Here is an 18,900-nt window from a genome sequence, read left to right on the forward strand (position 1 = left end):
CCGAGACTCCGCTATGTCTGGTTTGGGTGAAAGCGGACATGTTCACCGAGACTCGATGCCGCAGCTCTCCCACAGAGATTCACTTCGTGATATCTGGTTGCGGCGCAACCACCTGCGGATTCGGCGGCTTGACATCAAGCAACTCCAGATCAAACACCAGCGCCTGATTCGGACCGATACGCGGCAGCAGGCCCTGTTCGCCGAAGGCCAATATGGAAGGAACCACCACCGTCCAGCGATCGCCCACATGCATGCGCGGTATCACGTATCGCCAGCCTGAAATCACGCTGCCCACAGTGAAGCTGACTGGACGGCCATGTGCCCACGTGTTGTCGAATTCCGTGCCGTCGATCAGCATAGCGCGGTAGTTGATCGTGACGATGCTGTGGTCATCCGGACTAACGGTGCCATCGCCCTTCTTGATCACCGAATACTGAATGCCTGAAGGAAGTTGTACGACGCCAGGCTGCGTAGCATTACGCGTCATGAATTCCGCGCTCTTGCGAGCATTGTCGACCGCAATTTGATTGAACTCCGAAACTGCATTGCCGTGGATCTGTTCGCCAAGGCCGGCGAGCTGCTCGTACATATCTTCCTTGGGCACGGCAGGCGCGCGTTTGGCGTAGGCGTCTTCCATAGCTTTTCGTACGACATTGATGTCCACGCCCGCCGGAAGCTCTCCGCTTGAAAGCTGCCAGCCGACGCGATAACCGATCGCATAAGAAAGTTTGTACTTGTCGGCTTTGACTGGCGCGGACTGCGGCGAGCTGGGCGCAGTCGGCCCTTGTGCCTGGACTGCAAAAGCGGCAATCAGCGGCAACCCAGAAACCAGCCATCGCGTGTATGCCATGTCTTTCCCCGTGGCGGCAAGCATATGGTCGAAGTCATCGATTGGATTCGGGCGTTTGATACGGCCACGCCCTTCGCCCAATCCCATCGCTAGCATCTACTTGAGAAAACCATAAGGGGACAAAGGTTCCCGCTGCTAACACGGGGCGCCCTCATCCGCGCGGCAGGCTGGCTGGATTTCTCTAGACAATCGCATTGGGCGAGACGGCTTATATCCATAACATCTGCTTTGGGTTGCGAAAGCGGACATCATCATCCTAAGGCAATCCCATCAAAGCAAAACGGTATAGCCATGCCGCCTTTTCCAAAATCCCCGCATAAACATGTCATCTTTTACCGCGTATCGCCCTACTTAAACTGGGTAGTCGCTTGATGTCACTAAATGCTCGGTCATTTGTCGAGAAGTTCGACAGATGGCACGTTTAAGCGGGGAGCGACATGGGTGGTCTGCCAATCAGAACCGCTCGCCGACCATCGCTTCACTCTTGACCCAAAGCGCCTTCGCACGTTCCGCATCAAGCGCGTAGGGACGAATGCCCTCACTCACCGCACCAAGGTTGGGATCGGTGACGATTTCGCCGACATGGCAGTCTTCGCAGTACTTTGCTCCGACATCGTTTGCATCGGCTACCACAGCCGCCCATACCGATGTCGCCGCACCTTGCGGAACAGACTTCAGCACAAACAGCTCTTTGCCAGCGGCCTTATTCTCCTCGTTGACTTCGTCGACGCGTCGCTGGAACGAAGCATCGTCTGGATAGATGTGCCGTCCCAGCTCAGTTCTAATGCCGCCTGGATGTACCGCCGTGGCACGAACACCGCGATGCTTGTGGCGTCGATCGAACTCCACGGCAAACAGGATGTTGGCGGTCTTGGAACGCCCGTAGGCAACGAATTCCGCATAGGGGGTGTGTTCGAAATTGGGATCGTCCAGATCAACGTCGGCAAACCGATGGCCGGCTGAAGAAAGGTTCACCAATCGTCCGCCATCGTTGATGAGCGAGGCGATGCGATTGACCAGCACGAAATGGCCCAGATGATTGGTGCCGAATTGCGTTTCGAAGCCGTCTTCGGTAAGCCCGAACGGACATGCCATCACGCCAGCGTTAGCGATCACCACGTCGAAACGATCGCCGCGCTCCAGCAGCCGGTCGGCGCACCTGCGTACGCTGTCCAGGGAGGCAAGATCCAGCTCGATCAGCTCCAGGCCACCCTGCCCGCGCGCGTCGGTCAGTACGCCTTTGGTCGCCGATTCTGCCTTGGCTAGATCGCGGGCCGTACCGACAACCTGCGCGCCATGGGCCGCCAAAATGCGGGCGGTTTCCACACCCAAACCGGCCGATACGCCAGTCACCAGAATACGTTTGCCGCTCAGATCGATGCCTTCCAGCACCTCGTCCGTGGTCGATCTCGCACTGAATTGCTTCGTCATAAATACCTCGTTTTGCTTTAAAGATCGCGGGGCGGCTTACCGTCAGTACCCTTCGGGAGTCAGGGTCCGCTATGATGGCGGTAAACCGGAGGATGTCTCCGGATATTTATATGGAGGCTTCCTCCGTTTTGCAAGGGGTACCTGTGGCCACTGCGAAAAAAACCTCGACCACCCCGCGCAAACCGCGCGCGGACGCGGAACGCAACCGCCATCGCCTCGCGGAGGTGGCGAAAGAGGCGTTCGCGGAACACGGCGGCGACGTCACACTCGACGAAATCGCCAAGCGCGCAGGCGTGGGTATTGGCACGCTGTACCGGCACTTCCCCACACGCGACGCCATGCTTCAGGCGGTCTACCGCCACGAAGTGGAACAACTCGCCGCCGCTGCCACCACCTTGCTTGAAACGATGAAACCGCTGGACGCACTGCGCGCTTGGCTGCGTCTATTTGCCGAATACATCGGAACAAAGAAAATCATCGTTCAGGCGCTCAGCGCGGCAACGAGCGACAACGCGGCGCTGTTCGAATATTCCTCGACGCAAATCAATGTGACTGCGAATCGGCTGATCGCGCGTGCCATCGAAAACGGCGATGTGCACAAAGACGTTCGCGCGCTCGATCTTCTCTATGCCGTGTTCGGATTCTCCAAGGCCAACGATCAGACCGATTGGGTCCCGCGTGCATATCGGCTTATCGATATTCTGATCGCCGGCCTTGCGAACGTGAGTGCTGACGCCAAGTAGAAGCAGCGGCAGCGAATGGTGTGGCATAAACAGGCCACGGCAGCGCGCCGGCAGGCTGGCGCAATACTCAAAACATCAGATCTTGAAAGCCATGGTGGCTTCGACGGCTTGCTTCCAGCCTGCGTATAGCGCCTCGCGTCGTGCTTCCGGCATCACCGGTTCGAAACGATGATCGACAGCCCATTGACGCGCGATGTCTTCGCGGCTCGGCCAGAATCCGGTTGCAAGGCCCGCAAGAAAAGCGGCACCCAGCGCGGTGGTTTCGGCAACCTTCGGACGCAGCACGGGCACGTTGAGAATGTCGCTCTGAAATTGGCCGAGGAATTCGTTCGCAATGGCGCCGCCGTCAGCGCGCAGTTCTTTCAATCGAATGCCCGCGTCGGCTTCCATCGCTGCCAGAACGTCGCGCGTCTGGTAAGCCATTGACTCCACCGCCGCGCGAACGAAATGCTCTTTGGTCGTACCACGGGAAAGACCGAACACGGCGCCGCGCACATCGCTGCGCCAATAAGGAGCGCCCAATCCAACGAAAGCCGGCACCATGTACACGCCGTCGTTCGAGCCGGCGCGTTCGGCGTATTCTTGCGAATCGCTGGCCTTGCCCAGCATGCGTAACCCATCGCGCAACCACTGGATTACCGAACCGGCCACGAAGATGCTGCCTTCCAACGCATATTCCACTTTGCCTTGCAGGCCCCAGGCGATGGTCGTGAGCAAGCCATTGTTGGACGTTACGGCTTTCTCGCCGGTATTCATCAGCATGAAGCAACCGGTGCCATAGGTATTCTTGGCCATGCCTGGTTCAAAACAGGCCTGCCCGAAGAGCGCCGCCTGCTGGTCCCCTGCTACACCAGCAATCGGCACTTCCTGACCGAAAAAATGCTGACTAAGCGTGTGACCATAGATTTCGCTGCACGAACGCACTTCAGGCAGCATGGCGCGCGGCACATCCAGCATGGCCAATAATTCATCGTCCCATTGCTGCGCATGGATGTCGTACATCAACGTGCGCGACGCATTGGTGTAATCGGTCACATGCACCTTGCCACCGGTGAGATTCCAGATTAACCAGGTGTCGATGGTGCCGAACAACAGTTCGCCGCGTTTGGCGCGATCGCGCGCACCGTCGACACGGTCGAGTATCCATTTGACTTTAGTGCCGGAAAAATAAGCGTCAATCAGCAAACCGGTCTTTGCCCGCACCATCTTATCGTGACCGGCGGCGATGAGCTCATCGCAAATCTCGCGCGTCTGGCGCGACTGCCAAACAATCGCATTGTAAATCGGCTGCCCTGTGGCCTTGTCCCAAACGACCGTGGTCTCGCGCTGATTGGTGATACCGATGCCGGCAATTGCACTCGCGTGCACCTGCGCATTGTTCATCACTTCGGTGATGGTGGTCAGTACGCTTGTCATGATCTCGCGCGGATTGTGTTCCACCCAACCCGATTGCGGAAAAATCTGCGTAAATTCGCGTTGCGCAATGCTGACGACGGCTCCCGCCCGATCGAACAGAATGGCACGTGAGCTGGTCGTGCCCTGATCAATGGCCAGGATGTATGACTTGTCCATGAAACGACTCCAGTGAAAGTCAACTGCAGCCTGCGCGTGCAACGCTCAGGCCATCGATACATTCAGCAATTCGCCTATTGTTGTTGCGCGCGCTGACGCGCAGGCAGGAACGGGTAGATCAGCCACTGATAGGCAGCGGCGCCGACGATGCCGCCGATCAATGGACCGACGATGGGAATCCACCAGTAGTTCTCCGGTGCCGGCAACGCCGAGGAACCCCACCCGGCGAAATAGGCGAACAGGCGCGGCCCGAAATCGCGCGCCGGGTTGATGGCCCAAGCTTCCAGATAGCCCGTCGACGCACCGATGGTCGCCACCAGTAAACCGATGATGAGCGCACCCGAATTGGCGCCTGGCGCCATTTCGTTGTACTGCTCGGTGATCGCAAAAATGCCAAGCAATAAAAAAGCGGTGAGAATGACCTGATCGACCAGTGCATGCATCGGCGTAACAACCAATCCGGGGTGCGTGAAGAACACGCCCGCAGCGCCACCCGCTTCGCGTGTGAGTTGATGCACCTGGTTGTAATGATCGATCACCGGCGCAAACAGCACATACACGACAGCGGCGCCGATGAAGGCACCCACGACCTGCGCAATACTGTAGGGAATCACTTTCTTCCATGGAAAGCCGCGGAACATGGCAAGCGCCAATGTCACGGCGGGATTAGCGTGCGTGCCGGATACCGATCCGGTCACATAAATTGCGATCGTCACCGCCAGACCCCATGCAATGCACACGCCCCAGTAAGCATTGGCGTACGGACTTGGGTCATACAGCACGTACATGCAGGCCACGGAGTCGCCAAGTCCAATGATGATAAAGGTGGCCATGGCTTCGGAAATCAATTCGCCAATGCTTTGCCGGCTCATGCTCGTGCCTCCGCCATGCATGGGACGGCGAACAGCTGAGTTGTGTGGTTCAACATGATGTTCCTCTCATAATGCTTTTTACTCCCTGCCTCATCCTTCCCTGCCGTCATCGCAGCGCGTGCCAACTGGCAAAGAAAGGGGTGATTCAAGCAAACGACGCGCGACGCGACGGTGCATCCGCAAGATACCCCGTCAGACGCGCTGCTTGCTCGGCATTGAAGCGCAAGCCTAGCTTGCTGCGACGCCAGAGCACATCGGCGGCATCCACTGCCCATTCCATCGTGCGCAGGTAATCCACTTCGGCCTGATACAGATCCGCGCCGAAATGCTCTCCCAAATCCTGCAAAGAACGGGCTTGTCCGAGAATACGCGTTGTTCGGCTGCCATAGCTGTGCACAAGGCGCCACGCCATGGGCTCGGGCAGCCACGGATGTGACGACTGCAATTCGCGTTGCAAACGGTCGACATCCTGCCGCTCGCCACCGGGAAGCGGGTGACCTTTGGACGTCCATGCTTCGGATGCCTGTGGAAACAGCGTCGCCAGGCGATCCATGGCTTCTTCGGCCAACTTGCGATACGTAGTCAGCTTGCCGCCGAACACGTTGAGCAGTGGCGCGCCTTGCCGATCCAGTTCAAGCAGGTAATCACGCGTGACTTCTGAAGCGTTGCCGACTTCATCGTCAACCAATGGACGCACGCCGCTGTAGCTCCACACCACATCGGCTGGCGCAATGCTGCGCTTGAAGTAGCGATTGGCTGCGTCGCAGAGATAATTTGTCTCTTCGCCATTGATATGCGGTGTGGATGGATCGTCGTGGTAGTCCATATCGGTGGTACCGATCAGCGTGAAGTCATGTTCGTAAGGAATGGCGAATACGATCCGGCGATCGGGCTGCTGAAAGATGTAAGCATGCTGATGATCGAACAGGCGCGGCACGACAATATGACTACCCTTGACCAGACGCAGCGCATGATCGTGTCCGACCTTGGCGACCTGATCAAGGAATTGCACGGCCCACGGGCCGGTGGCGTTGACCAGCACCTTGGCACTGACGGTCGAAAGCTCGCCTTGCGCTGTTTGCAGTTGCGCCGTCCAGCCATCTGTAGCACGGCTTGCACTGACGCAACGCGTGTGCGTGAAGATCGTCGCGCCACGTTCCATCGCATCCATCGCATTGAGCACCACCAGCCGCGCATCCTGCACCCAAGCATCGGAATAGATGAAGCCGGTGTGGAACTCATTGCGCAGCGGTGGTCCGGACTCATGTCGCTTCAACGCGACACGTCGTGATCCTGGCAGCGTGCGCCGCCCTCGGCCAAGGTTGTCATACAGAAACAAACCAAGACGGATCAACCACGCCGGCCGCAGATGCGATTGGTGCGGCAACACGAAACGCAACGGCCAGATGATGTGCGGCGCGGCGCGCAGCAGCACCTCACGCTCGGCCAGGGCCTTGCCGACCAGGGCGAACTCATATTGCTCCAGATAGCGCAGGCCGCCATGGATCAGCTTGGTACTGGCACTGGAGGTGTGCGCGGCCAAATCGTCGCGCTCGCACAGGCAGACCGAAAGCCCCCGCCCTGCCGCGTCGCGCGCAATGCCGACACCATTGATACCGCCACCGACCACCAAGAGATCGAACTGCTCAGTCATTGCACGTCCTTTGTCTTAAGCACCGGATTCTTCCTGCCGTGCTTCTTCAAGCGTAAGTGTGGTCTCGGGAATTTCCGTCAATCGAGCACGGGGAATGGGTTTTCCGCTCTTTTCGGAATAACCATACGTTCCTTGATCGATCCTCAGCAACGCCCGCTGCACTTGGGCAAGCCGTTTCAAATTTAAGTGAAACTGCGCTTCATCGTTCTCTTGGATGGCCATCCTCTCGGCACTATCCGCGTCATCGTGCGCCTCCCCTCCCGCCTCATATTGCAGTGTCTCTTCCTCGGAAGCAGACTCGTCGGCGATCTTTATCAGCTCGTCGCGTAATTGGATCAACCTTTTCTTTTGATCCTCGAGAAATGATTTGTCAAAGGTGGGGGACGGGTGTTCATGGTGGCTCATGACGTTTTCCTCTGCCTGTGGATGAGGATGACTCGCAGACTGTAAACCCAAGCGGCCATCGGATACGCTAGGGAATGCGTAAATTGCTTCGGTTTTAACGCACCAGCGGCCAGAATACGTCCGAAAACAACGTATCTCTGTAAACCCGACAGCTATTGTCCTATCGCACCTGCCTGTTGTATTCCCTCATTGGGGCAGATTGGACAAGCGCCACTTCCGCGACGTTCTGGCTTCGCCCCGGATCAAGAACTTCGCAGTTGCCATATAGGGTGGTCAACTCATGAGCGATCCACGTTCGACGACACCGCCAGCGAAACACTACGCTGTCACCCACACGGATGCCGAATGGCGCACTTTGCTCACACCTGAGCAATACGCGGTACTGCGCGGCCACGGCACCGAGCGCCCAGGGAGCTGCGCGCTGCTTTACGAAAAGCGGCCCGGCGCGTTTGCATGCGCAGGTTGCGGTCAGCGATTGTTCGCTTCCACGACCAAATTCGAGAGCGGGACCGGTTGGCCGAGTTTTGACACTCCCATCGCCGACGCTGTCGACACGACCGACGACAACAGCTTTGGGATGCAACGCACGGAGGTGAACTGCAGCCGCTGCGGCAGTCATCTCGGACACGTCTTCCCGGACGGACCGCCGCCGTCGGGCTTACGCTATTGCATGAACGGCGTAGCGATGAACTTTGTGCCGGACTGAATCGCGATGCGCGCGCTTACTTACCCAGCTGCATAGACAGCGGCGCATCCGTACCATCGATAACTCCTCGCGCGCTTTCATGCGGTGCAGGCCCTTGCAGCCGAATCTGCAAGGCCAGATCCGTACGCGAATCGGCATGTTCGAGTGCTTCGGCATAACCGATCGTGCCGGCGGCATAGAGCGCATACAGCGCCTGATCGAAAGTCTGCATGCCGACTTCGCTGTTCTGCTTCATGGCTTCGCGAATCGTCGCGATCTCGCCCTTCTCGATCAGATCTGAAATGTAAGCGGTGACGAGCAACAATTCGACCGCAGGAACACGCGTACGATCCACCGCATGCAGCAGCCGCTGCGAGACGACGGCTTTGAGATTAAGCGAAAGATCGATCAGCAATTGATGCCGCGCAGTGTCGGGAAAGAAATTGAGGATGCGATCCAACGTCTGATTGGCGTTATTGGCATGCAGCGTCGACAGACACAAGTGACCGGTTTCCGCATAGGCAATCGCCTGTTGCATGGTTTCACGGTCGCGAATTTCACCAATCATGATCACGTTGGGCGCTTCACGCATAGCGTTTCGCAGCGCGTTGGCATAGCTCAACGTGTCGATGCCAACCTCGCGTTGATCGATGATCGACTGATGGTGTTCATGCAGGTACTCGACAGGATCCTCGACAGTGAGGATATGACCAGCGCGATTTCGATTGCGATAGTCGAGCATCGAAGCAAGGGTCGTCGACTTGCCCGAACCCGTGGCGCCGACGACCAGAATCAAGCCACGCGGGAGCATCACCAGATCGCGTAGCGTCGGCGGTAACCGCAGGCTGTCGATCGAGGGAATCTCCGTGGAAATGTAGCGAATCGCAATCGCGATCTCGTTTCGCTGCCGATAAATATTGACGCGAAAACGGCCAATGCCTGCCGGTGCAATACCGAGATTCATCTCCAGAGTCGCTTCGAAGTCCTTTTGCTGTCGATCGTTCATCACCGAGTAGGCGATGGCATGCGTGTCGATGGGCGTAAGCGCCTTATCGCCGATAAAGCGTTGAACGCCCGCGACGACAATCGCCGGTGGTGCGCCATGACTCAGGTAGAGATCGGACGCACGCTCGGTCGCCATGGTTGCGAGCAGATCGGAAATATCCATACCGTAACTCCCCGCGGCACGTGGCCATCGATGCGTTTCGCCCTACTCTTTCGCCCTACTCTAGGGTGACGTTTGCCTGGCGGCAAGAACGGCCAATCTTTGGACGTCGGCCTGAAATAAAGTCAGTTCGACAAACTGTGCACGATCCATAATCGTGTCACTTTTTAAAACGACCCTTCTCAAGTGTGCCGGATTATCTATATAAACAGTTGTTTAAAATAGGCATTTTTACAGTCCGCGGGAAATGGCATAGTTAAAGGAATGACGACGAGCGTGTCACCTTTTACAGAATTGACTGCGTCTGAGCATCAAACCGGGCGACCCAAAAGGCTCACATCATGATCCCTCACTTTACAGATCACGCCGCCAACGAGCGCACGTATCTCGCCTGGGTTCGCACTGCCATTGCGGTGATGGCCTTTGGGTTCCTATTGGAGAGATTCGATATCTTTCTGTATTACGTCAGCCGGAGCGCCAGCCAAAGTCACTCTGTTCTGCACATTCGAGCTTCCGAATGGCTGGGCCTGATTCTCTTGCTATTTGGATCGTTGATCATTTTGTTCGCGACGCTTCGCTTTTACCGAAATCGCAAATTGATCACTAGCGAGGAAACGACTTCGTATGGTGGAACGTCCTTTGAACGTTTGATGGCGGGCATACTGATCGCCGTAGCGGTGTTTCTTATCGTCTATGTCGCCGATGAGATATTTGCGTTGAACTGAGTGGTGCGTTTAACCCTTCGGCCTGACGGATCTATCCACAAGCACGAAGCGTCGAGCTAACTCGATGCATCCCATCGAGCCACCAAAAAATCGATCGCACTGCGAAGCTTGGCCGTTGGGCGCGCATCCTGCGCGTAGATCAGATACATGGGCGATGGTAAAAGCGACCATTCTGGAAGTACCGCAATCAACCGACCCGCGTCGAGATCATCGGCGAGTACAGCTTCTGGTTGCAGCACGATGCCGGCACCACTCAACGCGGCAATACGCAGCGCGTTGCCCTGGTTTGCAGTGAATCGGCTTCGTACCGTGACGTGACATGTGGCACCGGCAGGTCCAATGAGATGCCACTGATCGAATCGCCGCCAATACGATGGGCCGAGACATTCGTGCGCACTCAACTGCTCGGGATGCTCAGGTTGGCCACGACGATTCAGATAGCTGACGGAAGCGGCAAGTATTCGGCGATAGGGCCGCAGCGGACGCGCAACGATACCAGGCTCGTTGATCTCACCCATATGGATGCCTAATTCAAAGCCTCCATCGACGAGATTGGGTGGACGATTGTCCAAGGTGAGCTCGATGCTGACGTCCGGATGTTGCGCCATGTAGTCACTCAGTGCCGGCACGAGGATGTGACTTCCGAAGCTGACCGGCGCAATCACACGCAATTGGCCGCGCGGTGTCGCGTGCAGTTCCCCTGCGCTTGCTTCGGCCAACTCCACTTCCGCGAGCACGTGTTTGCAGCGCTCGTAGTAGAGCCGCCCCACATCCGAAAGTTGTTGGCGTCGGGTGGTGCGATGAAGCAGGCGCGCACCCAACCGTTGTTCGATATCGCTGATGTGCTTGGCGACCATCGTGGCCGACACCCGGCTCGCCTCGGCGGCAGCGGCGAAACTTCCGCTTTCCACCACGCGCACGAACATTTCCATGTTGGCCAGCTTGTTCACGATTGACAACCCATGGGTTTGGAATGGGTCAAATCATCCCATATTTATCAACCACGACAAGGCGCGCACTATGGCGCGCTGCCCCATTCGGCGCGCTAAATTCAGAGGGTCGCCGTGCCACACTGTCATCTCGATCTACCCAGCCTCGATCTGAGGGCGTTTTACAAGCTGCCCGACCATACAGGAGCGAAAATCGTGAGCGCCGACAATGCGCCCTACCACGCGCATATCTATTACGAAACGTCCCAACGAGCCCTGGCTGATACAGCACGCGCCCGTCTTTGCAGCTTTATGCAGTCGAGAAAGATTCCTCAGCTTCTGTTTGTCGGCCAACTTACGAATGGCAAAGCGGGACCGCATCCCATCCCGCAGTTTGAAATTCATTTCACGAAAGAGGCGCTGCCCGCGATCCTCGACTTCATCCAGTCATCAGGATTCAGGGCGCTGGTTCATCCGCTGACGGATGACGACCTTGCCGATCACACGCTATTGGCGCATTGGATCGGAACACCGCTGGAACTCGATCTGACAACGCTCGATCCACCGGGCCAGAACAAGGGTGTTGCGCGCTTCGGGAAATCCGACTTCTGACACGTTGCGCACGCGCTTTTTCGAACGGAAATCATGGCGCCTTCGTCGGCAGAGGCTTCGGTGCGGGTGTTGGGCGAATGTCATCCAAAGCCACGGAATAGCCACCCTCGGATACCAGATCACTAAGCGCTCGCGACAGACTCCATTCGGTTGGCTTGGTGCTGGTGGGTTCGATGGGCGTTTCGTCAACAGGCCTCCGGCGAACCGGAGTTTCGGGAGATGTGCTGGCAGTTCCGCCCGTCAACGAAGCTCCGGCTTTGGCGCCAAGCGCAATAGCGACCGCTGCTGCGGGGTTCATGCTATCGACCATCGAACTGGGTATGAGGATCGTCGTACCCCGCTCTTTGGTTGTCTCATAGATGATGTTCATGGCGCGCAGCTGCAAAGCTGTTGGCTGATCAGCATAGACGCGGGCCGCCTCAACGAATTTACTCGCGATCTCGGCTTCCGCCGAACCCAGGATGATGCGCGCCTGCTTTTCACGCTCCGCTTGCGCCTGCCGGGACATCGCATCCTGCAGCGCCACCGGAATGGCCACATCGCGGATTTCCACCGACTGCACCGTTACGCCCCATTCAACGGTCTTACGGCCAATGTCCGCACATAACTCCAGGTCAGCGGAGCGGCGATCGGATAAGAGCGCCGTCAGCATGGACGATCCGATCATTTCCCGTAGAGATGTCTGCGCTACCCGGCCAATCGCCTGCCGGTAATCGGTGATAGCCAGGGCCGCTTTTTTGGCGTCATGTACATGCCAGAAGATGATCGCATCGACGTTTACGGGCACGGTGTCGCGCGTCAGCGCTTGCTCTGCATTGAACGCGGTGGTTTGGATGCGCTCGTCGATGATGGCGACGACGCGGTCCACGATGGGGATGATCAGGAAGAGCCCTGGTCCGCGAACTCCTTGCAGTTTTCCCGCCCTCAGTACGACGAATTTCTGCCATGTGTTGGCCATTTTCAGCGATTGCGCGATGACAGCTGCAATGACCCAAAACCCAATGGCAGCGATAAGGTTGCCTCGAGCCATGGATAGACCGCCGATGGCTGTAAAAATGGCCACGATGAAAAGAGTAATGGGGTTCATGGCGATACTCCTGACTGCAGATCCCGCGGGATGTGACGACTCTAGAGTGAATGGTGAAGGCTGCAGCGTCCCGTGTCGGTACGGTGGCGTACCCATGGCCGCGTCGATGACCGATTGCCGCGCCACGCGACTAGGCCTCTATCTCAGCGGGAAATAGCCATAATCGCCTTGCCACAGCTACGGACACTCGCATGGGCTTGGCTGTCGATCCGCGCAGCAATCGACTGCTCGCGGCGTTGCCAGACGCTGAATGGAAGCGCTGGCTGCCGCAGCTGGAGCCCGTTGACATGCCGCTAGGTCAGGTGCTTTACGAATCGGGTAGCCGGCTGGCTCATGTCTATTTTCCGACCACATCGATCGTCTCACTGCTTTATGTGATGGAGGACGGCGCCTCCGCAGAAATTGCGGTCGTGGGTAACGAGGGCATTGTCGGCATCTCCCTTTTTATGGGCGGTGAGTCGACACCTAGCCGCGCACTGGTTCAGAGTGCAGGAAAGGGCTTGCGCCTGCGCGCGGACGTGATGTTGCAGGAATTCAACCGCGCTGGGCCGGTGTTGCACCTACTTCTGCGCTACACCCATGCGCTGATTACACAAATGGCCCAGACCGCAGTGTGCAATCGGCATCACTCTGTGGATCAGCAGTTGTGCAGATGGCTGCTACTCAGCCTGGATCGTCTGGATACCAACGACCTTGTCATGACCCAGGAATTGATCGCCAACATGCTCGGTGTGCGTCGCGAAGGTGTCACCGAGGCGGCCGGCCATTTACAGCATGCAGGACTGATCCATTATCGACGTGGCCATATTACAGTCATCGATCGCGCAGGCCTTGAACAACGCACGTGCGAATGTTACGCCGTGGTCAAGAAGGAATACGATCGCCTCCTTCCACCGCTTTCGGTAGTCTGACCGTCTCTGCCGATCAATGTGCGCGCTGGCTCATAAGCGCGTTAGGATTTACGCGTACACGTTGCTCCGCTGGCCGCCGATCGTACGCGTGCCCGGCGCGTCATACCGCCCAAACGGTGACCATAATATGCTCATAGCACTCGCTCGGTCGCGCTGTGTCCTTCTGGCGTTGGCCGCCACGCTCACTTCTGCATCAGTCCTCGCCGATAGCCCCGCACCTGTAGCAAACATCGATTCGGGTCGTCTCTCAGGTATCCACGATGCGAAGACCGGTTTGAACGAATTCAAGGGCATCCCGTACGCCACACCACCCCTCGGCCCGCTGCGCTGGAAGCCGCCACAACCCGTTGCGACCTGGACGGACGTAAAGAAGGCCGATCATTTCGGCCCGCGTTGCATGCAGCGTCCTCTCTTCAGCGACATGGTGTTTCGTTCCGACGGCATGAGCGAGGACTGCTTGTACCTCAACGTGTGGACGCCTACACATAGCGCCAACCAAAAACTGCCCGTGCTGGTGTATTTCTACGGCGGCGGCTTTAAAGGAGGTGACGGTTCCGAGCCGCGCTATGATGGTGCAAGCCTTGCTCAACGGGGAATCGTAACGGTCACGGTGAATTATCGGCTGGATGTTTTCGGCTTCCTGGCCCTATCGGCCCTTGCCGCCGAATCGCCCGAGCGCGCCACCGGCAATTACGGTTTGCTCGACCAGAACGCTGCCTTGCGCTGGGTCCAGCGCAACATCGCTGCGTTTGGTGGCGATCCGGGTCAAGTCACCATCGGAGGTGAATCTGCCGGTTCCATGTCGGTATCCGCGCAAATGGCTTCGCCCTTGTCTAAAGGTTTGATGCAGCGTGCAATCGGCGAGAGCGGTGCGGTGCTCGGCAATCTCAAGCCGAAACCACTGGCCCTGGCGGAGCGTGACGGCGAAGCGTTTGAGCAAGGTGCCGGCGCGCACTCGCTGGAACAATTGCGCGCGATGGACGCCAATGCCCTACTCAAGGCCGTCGATGAAGAAGACACGCATGTTTCTCGACTTACCATCGACGGCTACTTCCTGCCCCAATCACCGGAAGTCATCTATCGGGCTGGAGACCAGGCACACATTCCGCTACTAGTTGGCTCCAACTCGCAGGAAGGCGATTACACCTATGTACTCGGCGACAAGGCTCCGACACCAGCGAACTATCGCGCTGCCATGGAACAACGTCTTGGCACGCATGCGCGCGAAGCACTGGAGCTCTATCCGGGTCAAACCGAAGCCGAAGTCAAAACATCCGCCACCGCCTTTGCTGGCGATCGCTCCATCGCCTTCTCTACGTGGCGCTGGATGAATCTGCACCGCCAGACCGGCCAAGCCCCGGTGTTCTACTACTACTTCACCCAGTCACGCCCAGCCAAGCGCGATGGCAGCGCCGGCCCGGACTCCGGTGCCGTGCACAGTGGTGAAATCGAATACGCGCTGGGCAATCTGTCGAGCAACCACGTCTACGCATGGACTGCCGACGACTACCGCGTCTCCTCCGTGATGGAGGGTTACTGGGAGCGCTTTATCAAGACGGGCAATCCCAACGGTGCAGGCCTGCCACACTGGCCCGCTGCCGAGAGCAAGGATGGCGGCTTGTCGCGCCAGGAGATTGGCACCAATACACACACGCGCGTTGACCGCAACGCAGCGCGGTATGAATTTATGCAAGATAGCGACATCTAATGTTGTGCCCGCTTTCGAAAGCGGGCACTAGCAAGCACTCCTCACCCATCCGCATCGACAGTAACGCCTGAACGTCGAGCCCCACGATTGTCGTTTCTTTACAATTCGTCGACAGCGCTCAAATTTATTTGGCCTACGATGGCCCAGTCGCATGAGACTGCAGGCAGATCTGTGCTGAGTTACCACCAAACTAGTCAGAGCCATGATCCGCGCTAACAAGCCTGGGATTCGCGCGCTTGAATGCCTGAATTTTTTTATGGCCGATGTCCAGGCAGGTATCGGTCCATTCCTGGGAGTGTTCCTTCAAGCCAGAAATTGGCATACGGGTGCTATTGGCGCAGTAATGACCTTGGGCGGCATTGTCGGCATGTTGGCCACTGCGCCCGCCGGCGCACTGGTGGACGCAACTCATCGCAAGCGCGCATTGGTAGTGATCAGTAGCATTCTCACAGTAACGGCATCAGCGGTACTGCTTTTGTCACCGAAGATGTGGGTGGTGGCTTCGTCTCAGATTGCGACCGCTCTGGCCGGCGCGGCGTTGGGGCCTGCCCTCGCTGGCATCACGTTAGGTATGGTTCGCAAAGCAGGATTCGATCGCCAGTTTGGTCGCAACCAAGCAATCAATCATGCGGGCAATGTCGTAGGCGCTGCACTGTCCGGCTTGCTGGGTTGGAAATTTGGATTCATCGCGGTGTTCGGATTGGCCGCGTTGTTTGCGGTCTTTGCGCTCGTCAGTGTCTTGTTGATTCCAGCAACGGCTATCGACAACTGCGCCGCCCGTGGCTGGGAGAATCGCGAAACGCATGAGCATCACGTCTCCGGGCTTCGTGTGCTACTGACCTGCAAGCCACTGCTAATACTTGGCTTCGCACTGCTTCTCTTTCACTTGGGGAATGCGGCGATGTTGCCGCTGTACGGCATGGCGGTGGTCGCGGCACATCAAGGGAATCCCGCGCTGTTTACGGCACTCACCATCGTAGTCGCCCAAACGGTCATGGTGACGATGTCCATATTTGCGATTCGATGGATGCGCAAACATGGGCATTGGTTCGTCATCTTACTAGCGTTCATTGCATTGCCCATACGCGGCATCATCGCGGCTTATCTCATTAAGAGCTGGGGCGTGTGGCCTGTGCAGGCGCTGGATGGTGTGGGCGCCGGACTTCAGAGTGTCGCCGTGCCCGCGATGGTGGCGGCGCTTTTACAAGGCACCGGACGCGTCAACGTCGGTCAAGGCGCGGTCATGACCATGCAAGGTGTAGGCGCTGCGTTGAGCCCGTTGCTTGGCGGCATCGTGGCCGACGCATTTGGATTCCGCATGACTTTTTTGTTGCTGGGCGCTATCTCCGTAGGATCGCTCGCGTTGTGGTGTGGCTACGCCCGCCAACTGCGTCAACGTGGCGACACCGACGCGACACCCGGGCCCCCGATCGTTCCACCGCGGACGGCCGCTACATGACATTCCACTGTGACATTCAACACGCGATCGTCGATTGAATTTTACGATCGCCCCAGGCGTTAGCTTTGGGTCGAAAACGGACATTACGACGATTTACACCATGGTCCCCAATTGTGGGCTTTTTGACTAGACGACCGATACACGTTGCTTGGGAAATGCCCCTAACCGCTTGGTTTCGTACCTGCGATAAGTGATAGTCATCGGTGGTGAGTTTCATCATTAAATGCGGCAGCGAGTGCGAAACTTATGAAGAATGTATCCGCTGGAAAGCGAGCGATGTGGTGTTTGCTAGTCAGCATGATGGCGTGGATGCAAGGCGCTTGGGCTGTATTGCCGTCCACTCAGGTTCCCGACATTCCGGTAGCGGCGCGGCGCCCTCTGGATCAGCCTCAGCCGCCGCCAGGTCCTGGTCCGAGTGCTGCGACGATAGATGCGTGGCAGGATCGCAAGTTCGGCATGTTCATTCACTTCGGCCTGTATTCCTTGGCCGGTGGCATGTGGAATGGCCATCGCGTGGATAACGGTTATAGCGAGCAGATTCTCGCCAATGCGCCGATACCGCCCAACGAATACGAAGCACTGGCAAAACGCTTCGATCCCGTAAATTTCGATGCCGACGCGATTGTCGCCCTCGCCAAGGCCGCGGGCATGAAGTTCATCGTTATCACGGCCAAGCATCATGACGGGTTCAATTTGTTCCAAACCGCGCAAACGCCCTATAACGCGGTGGATGGCACGCCTTATCACAAAGATATCGTCAAACAACTAGCGGACGCCTGTGCGCGTGCTGGCCTGAAGTTCGGTGTCTACTACTCGACGATCGATTGGCATCATCCGGGCGGCAACACATATATCGAAGGCAACAGCAATCCGATCACGCCTGCGCAGGAAGCATTCAATGTTGCGCAGCTCAAGGAGTTGTTGAGCCACTACGGACCCATCGCCGAAATCTGGTTTGATATGGGCAAGCCTACGTCGGCGCAAAGTACTCACTTCGCGCAAACCGTGCATGTACTGCAGCCGCAAACCATGATCTCCGGGCGCGTTTGGAATTATCGTGGCGACTTCGCTGTTATGGGCGACAACGGCGAGCCCGACGTATCGGTCGAACTGCCCTGGCAAGCGCCCGCATCCATGTTTCCGGAAACCTGGGGCTATCGCTCCTGGCAATCGAGGACGGACTTGCCAGGCAAGATTCGCGAGAACATCACTCGATTGGTTCGTGTCGTGAGCCAAGGCGGCAACTACATTCTTAATATCGGTCCAGAGGGAGATGGCTCCGTCGTGCCTTACGAAGCGCAGGTGCTGCAAGGCATCGGTGCGTGGCTGCAGCGCAACGGCGCTGCCATTTACGCCACTCGCAAACAGCCGTTCGCAGCGTTGGACTTTGGTTATGCAACGGTGGGGCCGCACGCGATCTATCTGTTCGTGGCCAAAATGCCTGCGGACCACCAGCTTCATCTACCTGGGTTGATCGACACCGCACTAGGTCGCGCATATCGACTTGGTTCACCCGGTGCCACCGTTGAAATACAGCACGATGCCGACGGTGTAAGCATCCCATTGGATCGTCTACCGAATTGGCCCCTTGCGGATGCCGGTGGCTCCCATGTGGATTCCTTCATGGCTGTCGTTGTGCTGCCCTTCAAGGGCGTGCTTCATGTTCGCCCGCAGGCTATCGCCGCAGCGCGCGATGGCCGCTTTCACTTGCTGCCTGCGCAGGCCTCGCACTATCTCAACTACAACGGCGACGGCTACGAAGATCCCGCCACGCTTTATAAACTTGCCTGGCAGCTCGACGCGAATGCGTCGAATTACGTCCTCACTGTCAGCTATACGCCTCTGCCTCAGCACACTCAGATGGATCTATGGGTCGATGGACAACGCTATCCGCTGAATTTGACGGGTGCTGTTGCGGACAACCAGAACATCGCTAGCCAAACCACTCGCGTGCACCGAGACCGCAATGCGCATCCTTACGGGATGCAACTAGAGCTCACGCCCCACTCGCCATTCGAACAGGGCAGCCGCCTACCAGTGACCATACATTCGATAGAGCTATCGCCGACGCGGTGATTTGCGTCGGCAGCCT

At 57.6% G+C, this 18,900-nt stretch carries 17 protein-coding genes; 8 read left to right on the top strand and 9 right to left on the bottom strand.

Features of this window, described 5'->3' with window-relative positions:
- Positions 1–79: 79 nt before the first annotated feature.
- Both VK725_RS14465 and VK725_RS14470 read right to left on the bottom strand, forming a co-directional pair.
- A complete protein-coding gene (locus VK725_RS14465) occupies positions 80–850 on the bottom strand; it encodes an FKBP-type peptidyl-prolyl cis-trans isomerase (protein WP_325318759.1) in 771 nt (256 codons plus the stop codon).
- 453 nt (positions 851–1,303) lie between these two features.
- Positions 1,304–2,281 (bottom strand): SDR family NAD(P)-dependent oxidoreductase, encoded by a 978-nt coding sequence (locus VK725_RS14470; RefSeq protein ID WP_325318760.1) that lies wholly within the window; start codon positions 2,279–2,281, stop codon positions 1,304–1,306.
- 143 nt (positions 2,282–2,424) lie between these two features.
- On the opposite strand from VK725_RS14470, the gene VK725_RS14475 reads away from it, so the two are divergent.
- Positions 2,425–3,024 (top strand): TetR/AcrR family transcriptional regulator, encoded by a 600-nt coding sequence (locus tag VK725_RS14475; RefSeq protein ID WP_325318761.1) that lies wholly within the window; start codon positions 2,425–2,427, stop codon positions 3,022–3,024.
- Positions 3,025–3,099: 75 nt separating this feature from the next.
- On the opposite strand, the gene glpK is transcribed toward VK725_RS14475, so the two are convergent.
- From glpK to VK725_RS14495, 4 genes are all read right to left on the bottom strand, one after another.
- Positions 3,100–4,596 carry a glycerol kinase GlpK gene (glpK, locus tag VK725_RS14480; RefSeq protein ID WP_325318762.1) on the bottom strand — a complete coding sequence of 499 codons (1,497 nt, stop codon included), beginning with the start codon at positions 4,594–4,596 and terminating at the stop codon, positions 3,100–3,102.
- A 74-nt stretch (positions 4,597–4,670) separates the two neighbouring features.
- Positions 4,671–5,468: an MIP/aquaporin family protein gene (locus VK725_RS14485; RefSeq protein ID WP_325318763.1), complete on the bottom strand. Its 798-nt coding sequence runs from the start codon at positions 5,466–5,468 to the stop codon at positions 4,671–4,673.
- A gap of 145 nt (positions 5,469–5,613) precedes the next feature.
- Complete coding sequence (gene glpD / locus VK725_RS14490; RefSeq protein ID WP_325318764.1) at positions 5,614–7,122, bottom strand: glycerol-3-phosphate dehydrogenase; 1,509 nt, start codon at positions 7,120–7,122, stop codon at positions 5,614–5,616.
- 15 nt (positions 7,123–7,137) lie between these two features.
- On the bottom strand, positions 7,138–7,527 hold the full coding sequence (locus VK725_RS14495) for a hypothetical protein (RefSeq protein ID WP_325318765.1): 390 nt from the start codon (positions 7,525–7,527) through the stop codon (positions 7,138–7,140).
- A gap of 280 nt (positions 7,528–7,807) precedes the next feature.
- Between VK725_RS14495 and msrB the strand changes: the two genes are divergently transcribed.
- Entirely contained in the window at positions 7,808–8,233 is a 426-nt protein-coding gene (gene msrB / locus VK725_RS14500; protein WP_414648513.1) for a peptide-methionine (R)-S-oxide reductase MsrB, read from the top strand.
- Positions 8,234–8,249: 16 nt separating this feature from the next.
- On the opposite strand, the gene VK725_RS14505 is transcribed toward msrB, so the two are convergent.
- On the bottom strand, positions 8,250–9,380 hold the full coding sequence (locus VK725_RS14505; protein WP_325318766.1) for a PilT/PilU family type 4a pilus ATPase: 1,131 nt from the start codon (positions 9,378–9,380) through the stop codon (positions 8,250–8,252).
- Between the two features lie 338 nt (positions 9,381–9,718).
- Here VK725_RS14505 and VK725_RS14510 point away from each other — a divergent pair, with 338 nt between their 5' ends.
- The gene (locus VK725_RS14510) at positions 9,719–10,102 is read left to right on the top strand and encodes a YidH family protein (RefSeq protein WP_325318767.1); all 384 of its coding nucleotides are present in this window, start codon (positions 9,719–9,721) and stop codon (positions 10,100–10,102) included.
- A 56-nt stretch (positions 10,103–10,158) separates the two neighbouring features.
- Here VK725_RS14510 and VK725_RS14515 read toward each other — a convergent pair whose 3' ends face one another.
- Positions 10,159–11,052: a LysR family transcriptional regulator gene (locus VK725_RS14515; RefSeq protein WP_325318768.1), complete on the bottom strand. Its 894-nt coding sequence runs from the start codon at positions 11,050–11,052 to the stop codon at positions 10,159–10,161.
- Between the two features lie 195 nt (positions 11,053–11,247).
- On the opposite strand from VK725_RS14515, the gene VK725_RS14520 reads away from it, so the two are divergent.
- On the top strand, positions 11,248–11,643 hold the full coding sequence (locus VK725_RS14520; RefSeq protein ID WP_325318769.1) for a DOPA 4,5-dioxygenase family protein: 396 nt from the start codon (positions 11,248–11,250) through the stop codon (positions 11,641–11,643).
- 31 nt (positions 11,644–11,674) lie between these two features.
- Here VK725_RS14520 and VK725_RS14525 read toward each other — a convergent pair whose 3' ends face one another.
- On the bottom strand, positions 11,675–12,730 hold the full coding sequence (locus VK725_RS14525) for a slipin family protein (protein ID WP_325318770.1): 1,056 nt from the start codon (positions 12,728–12,730) through the stop codon (positions 11,675–11,677).
- 191 nt (positions 12,731–12,921) lie between these two features.
- Here VK725_RS14525 and VK725_RS14530 point away from each other — a divergent pair, with 191 nt between their 5' ends.
- The 4 genes from VK725_RS14530 (at position 12,922) to VK725_RS14545 (ending at position 18,884) form a co-directional block, all read left to right on the top strand.
- Positions 12,922–13,641: a Crp/Fnr family transcriptional regulator gene (locus VK725_RS14530; protein WP_325318771.1), complete on the top strand. Its 720-nt coding sequence runs from the start codon at positions 12,922–12,924 to the stop codon at positions 13,639–13,641.
- Positions 13,642–13,768: 127 nt separating this feature from the next.
- Positions 13,769–15,349: a carboxylesterase/lipase family protein gene (locus tag VK725_RS14535; RefSeq protein WP_325318772.1), complete on the top strand. Its 1,581-nt coding sequence runs from the start codon at positions 13,769–13,771 to the stop codon at positions 15,347–15,349.
- Between the two features lie 202 nt (positions 15,350–15,551).
- Positions 15,552–16,808: an MFS transporter gene (locus tag VK725_RS14540; RefSeq protein ID WP_325318773.1), complete on the top strand. Its 1,257-nt coding sequence runs from the start codon at positions 15,552–15,554 to the stop codon at positions 16,806–16,808.
- 276 nt (positions 16,809–17,084) lie between these two features.
- A complete protein-coding gene (locus VK725_RS14545) occupies positions 17,085–18,884 on the top strand; it encodes an alpha-L-fucosidase (protein WP_325318774.1) in 1,800 nt (599 codons plus the stop codon).
- Positions 18,885–18,900 lie beyond the last annotated feature (16 nt).

It is taken from the genome of Dyella sp. (assembly GCF_035486915.1).
In the GTDB taxonomy this organism is placed as follows: Bacteria; Pseudomonadota; Gammaproteobacteria; order Xanthomonadales; family Rhodanobacteraceae; genus Dyella_B.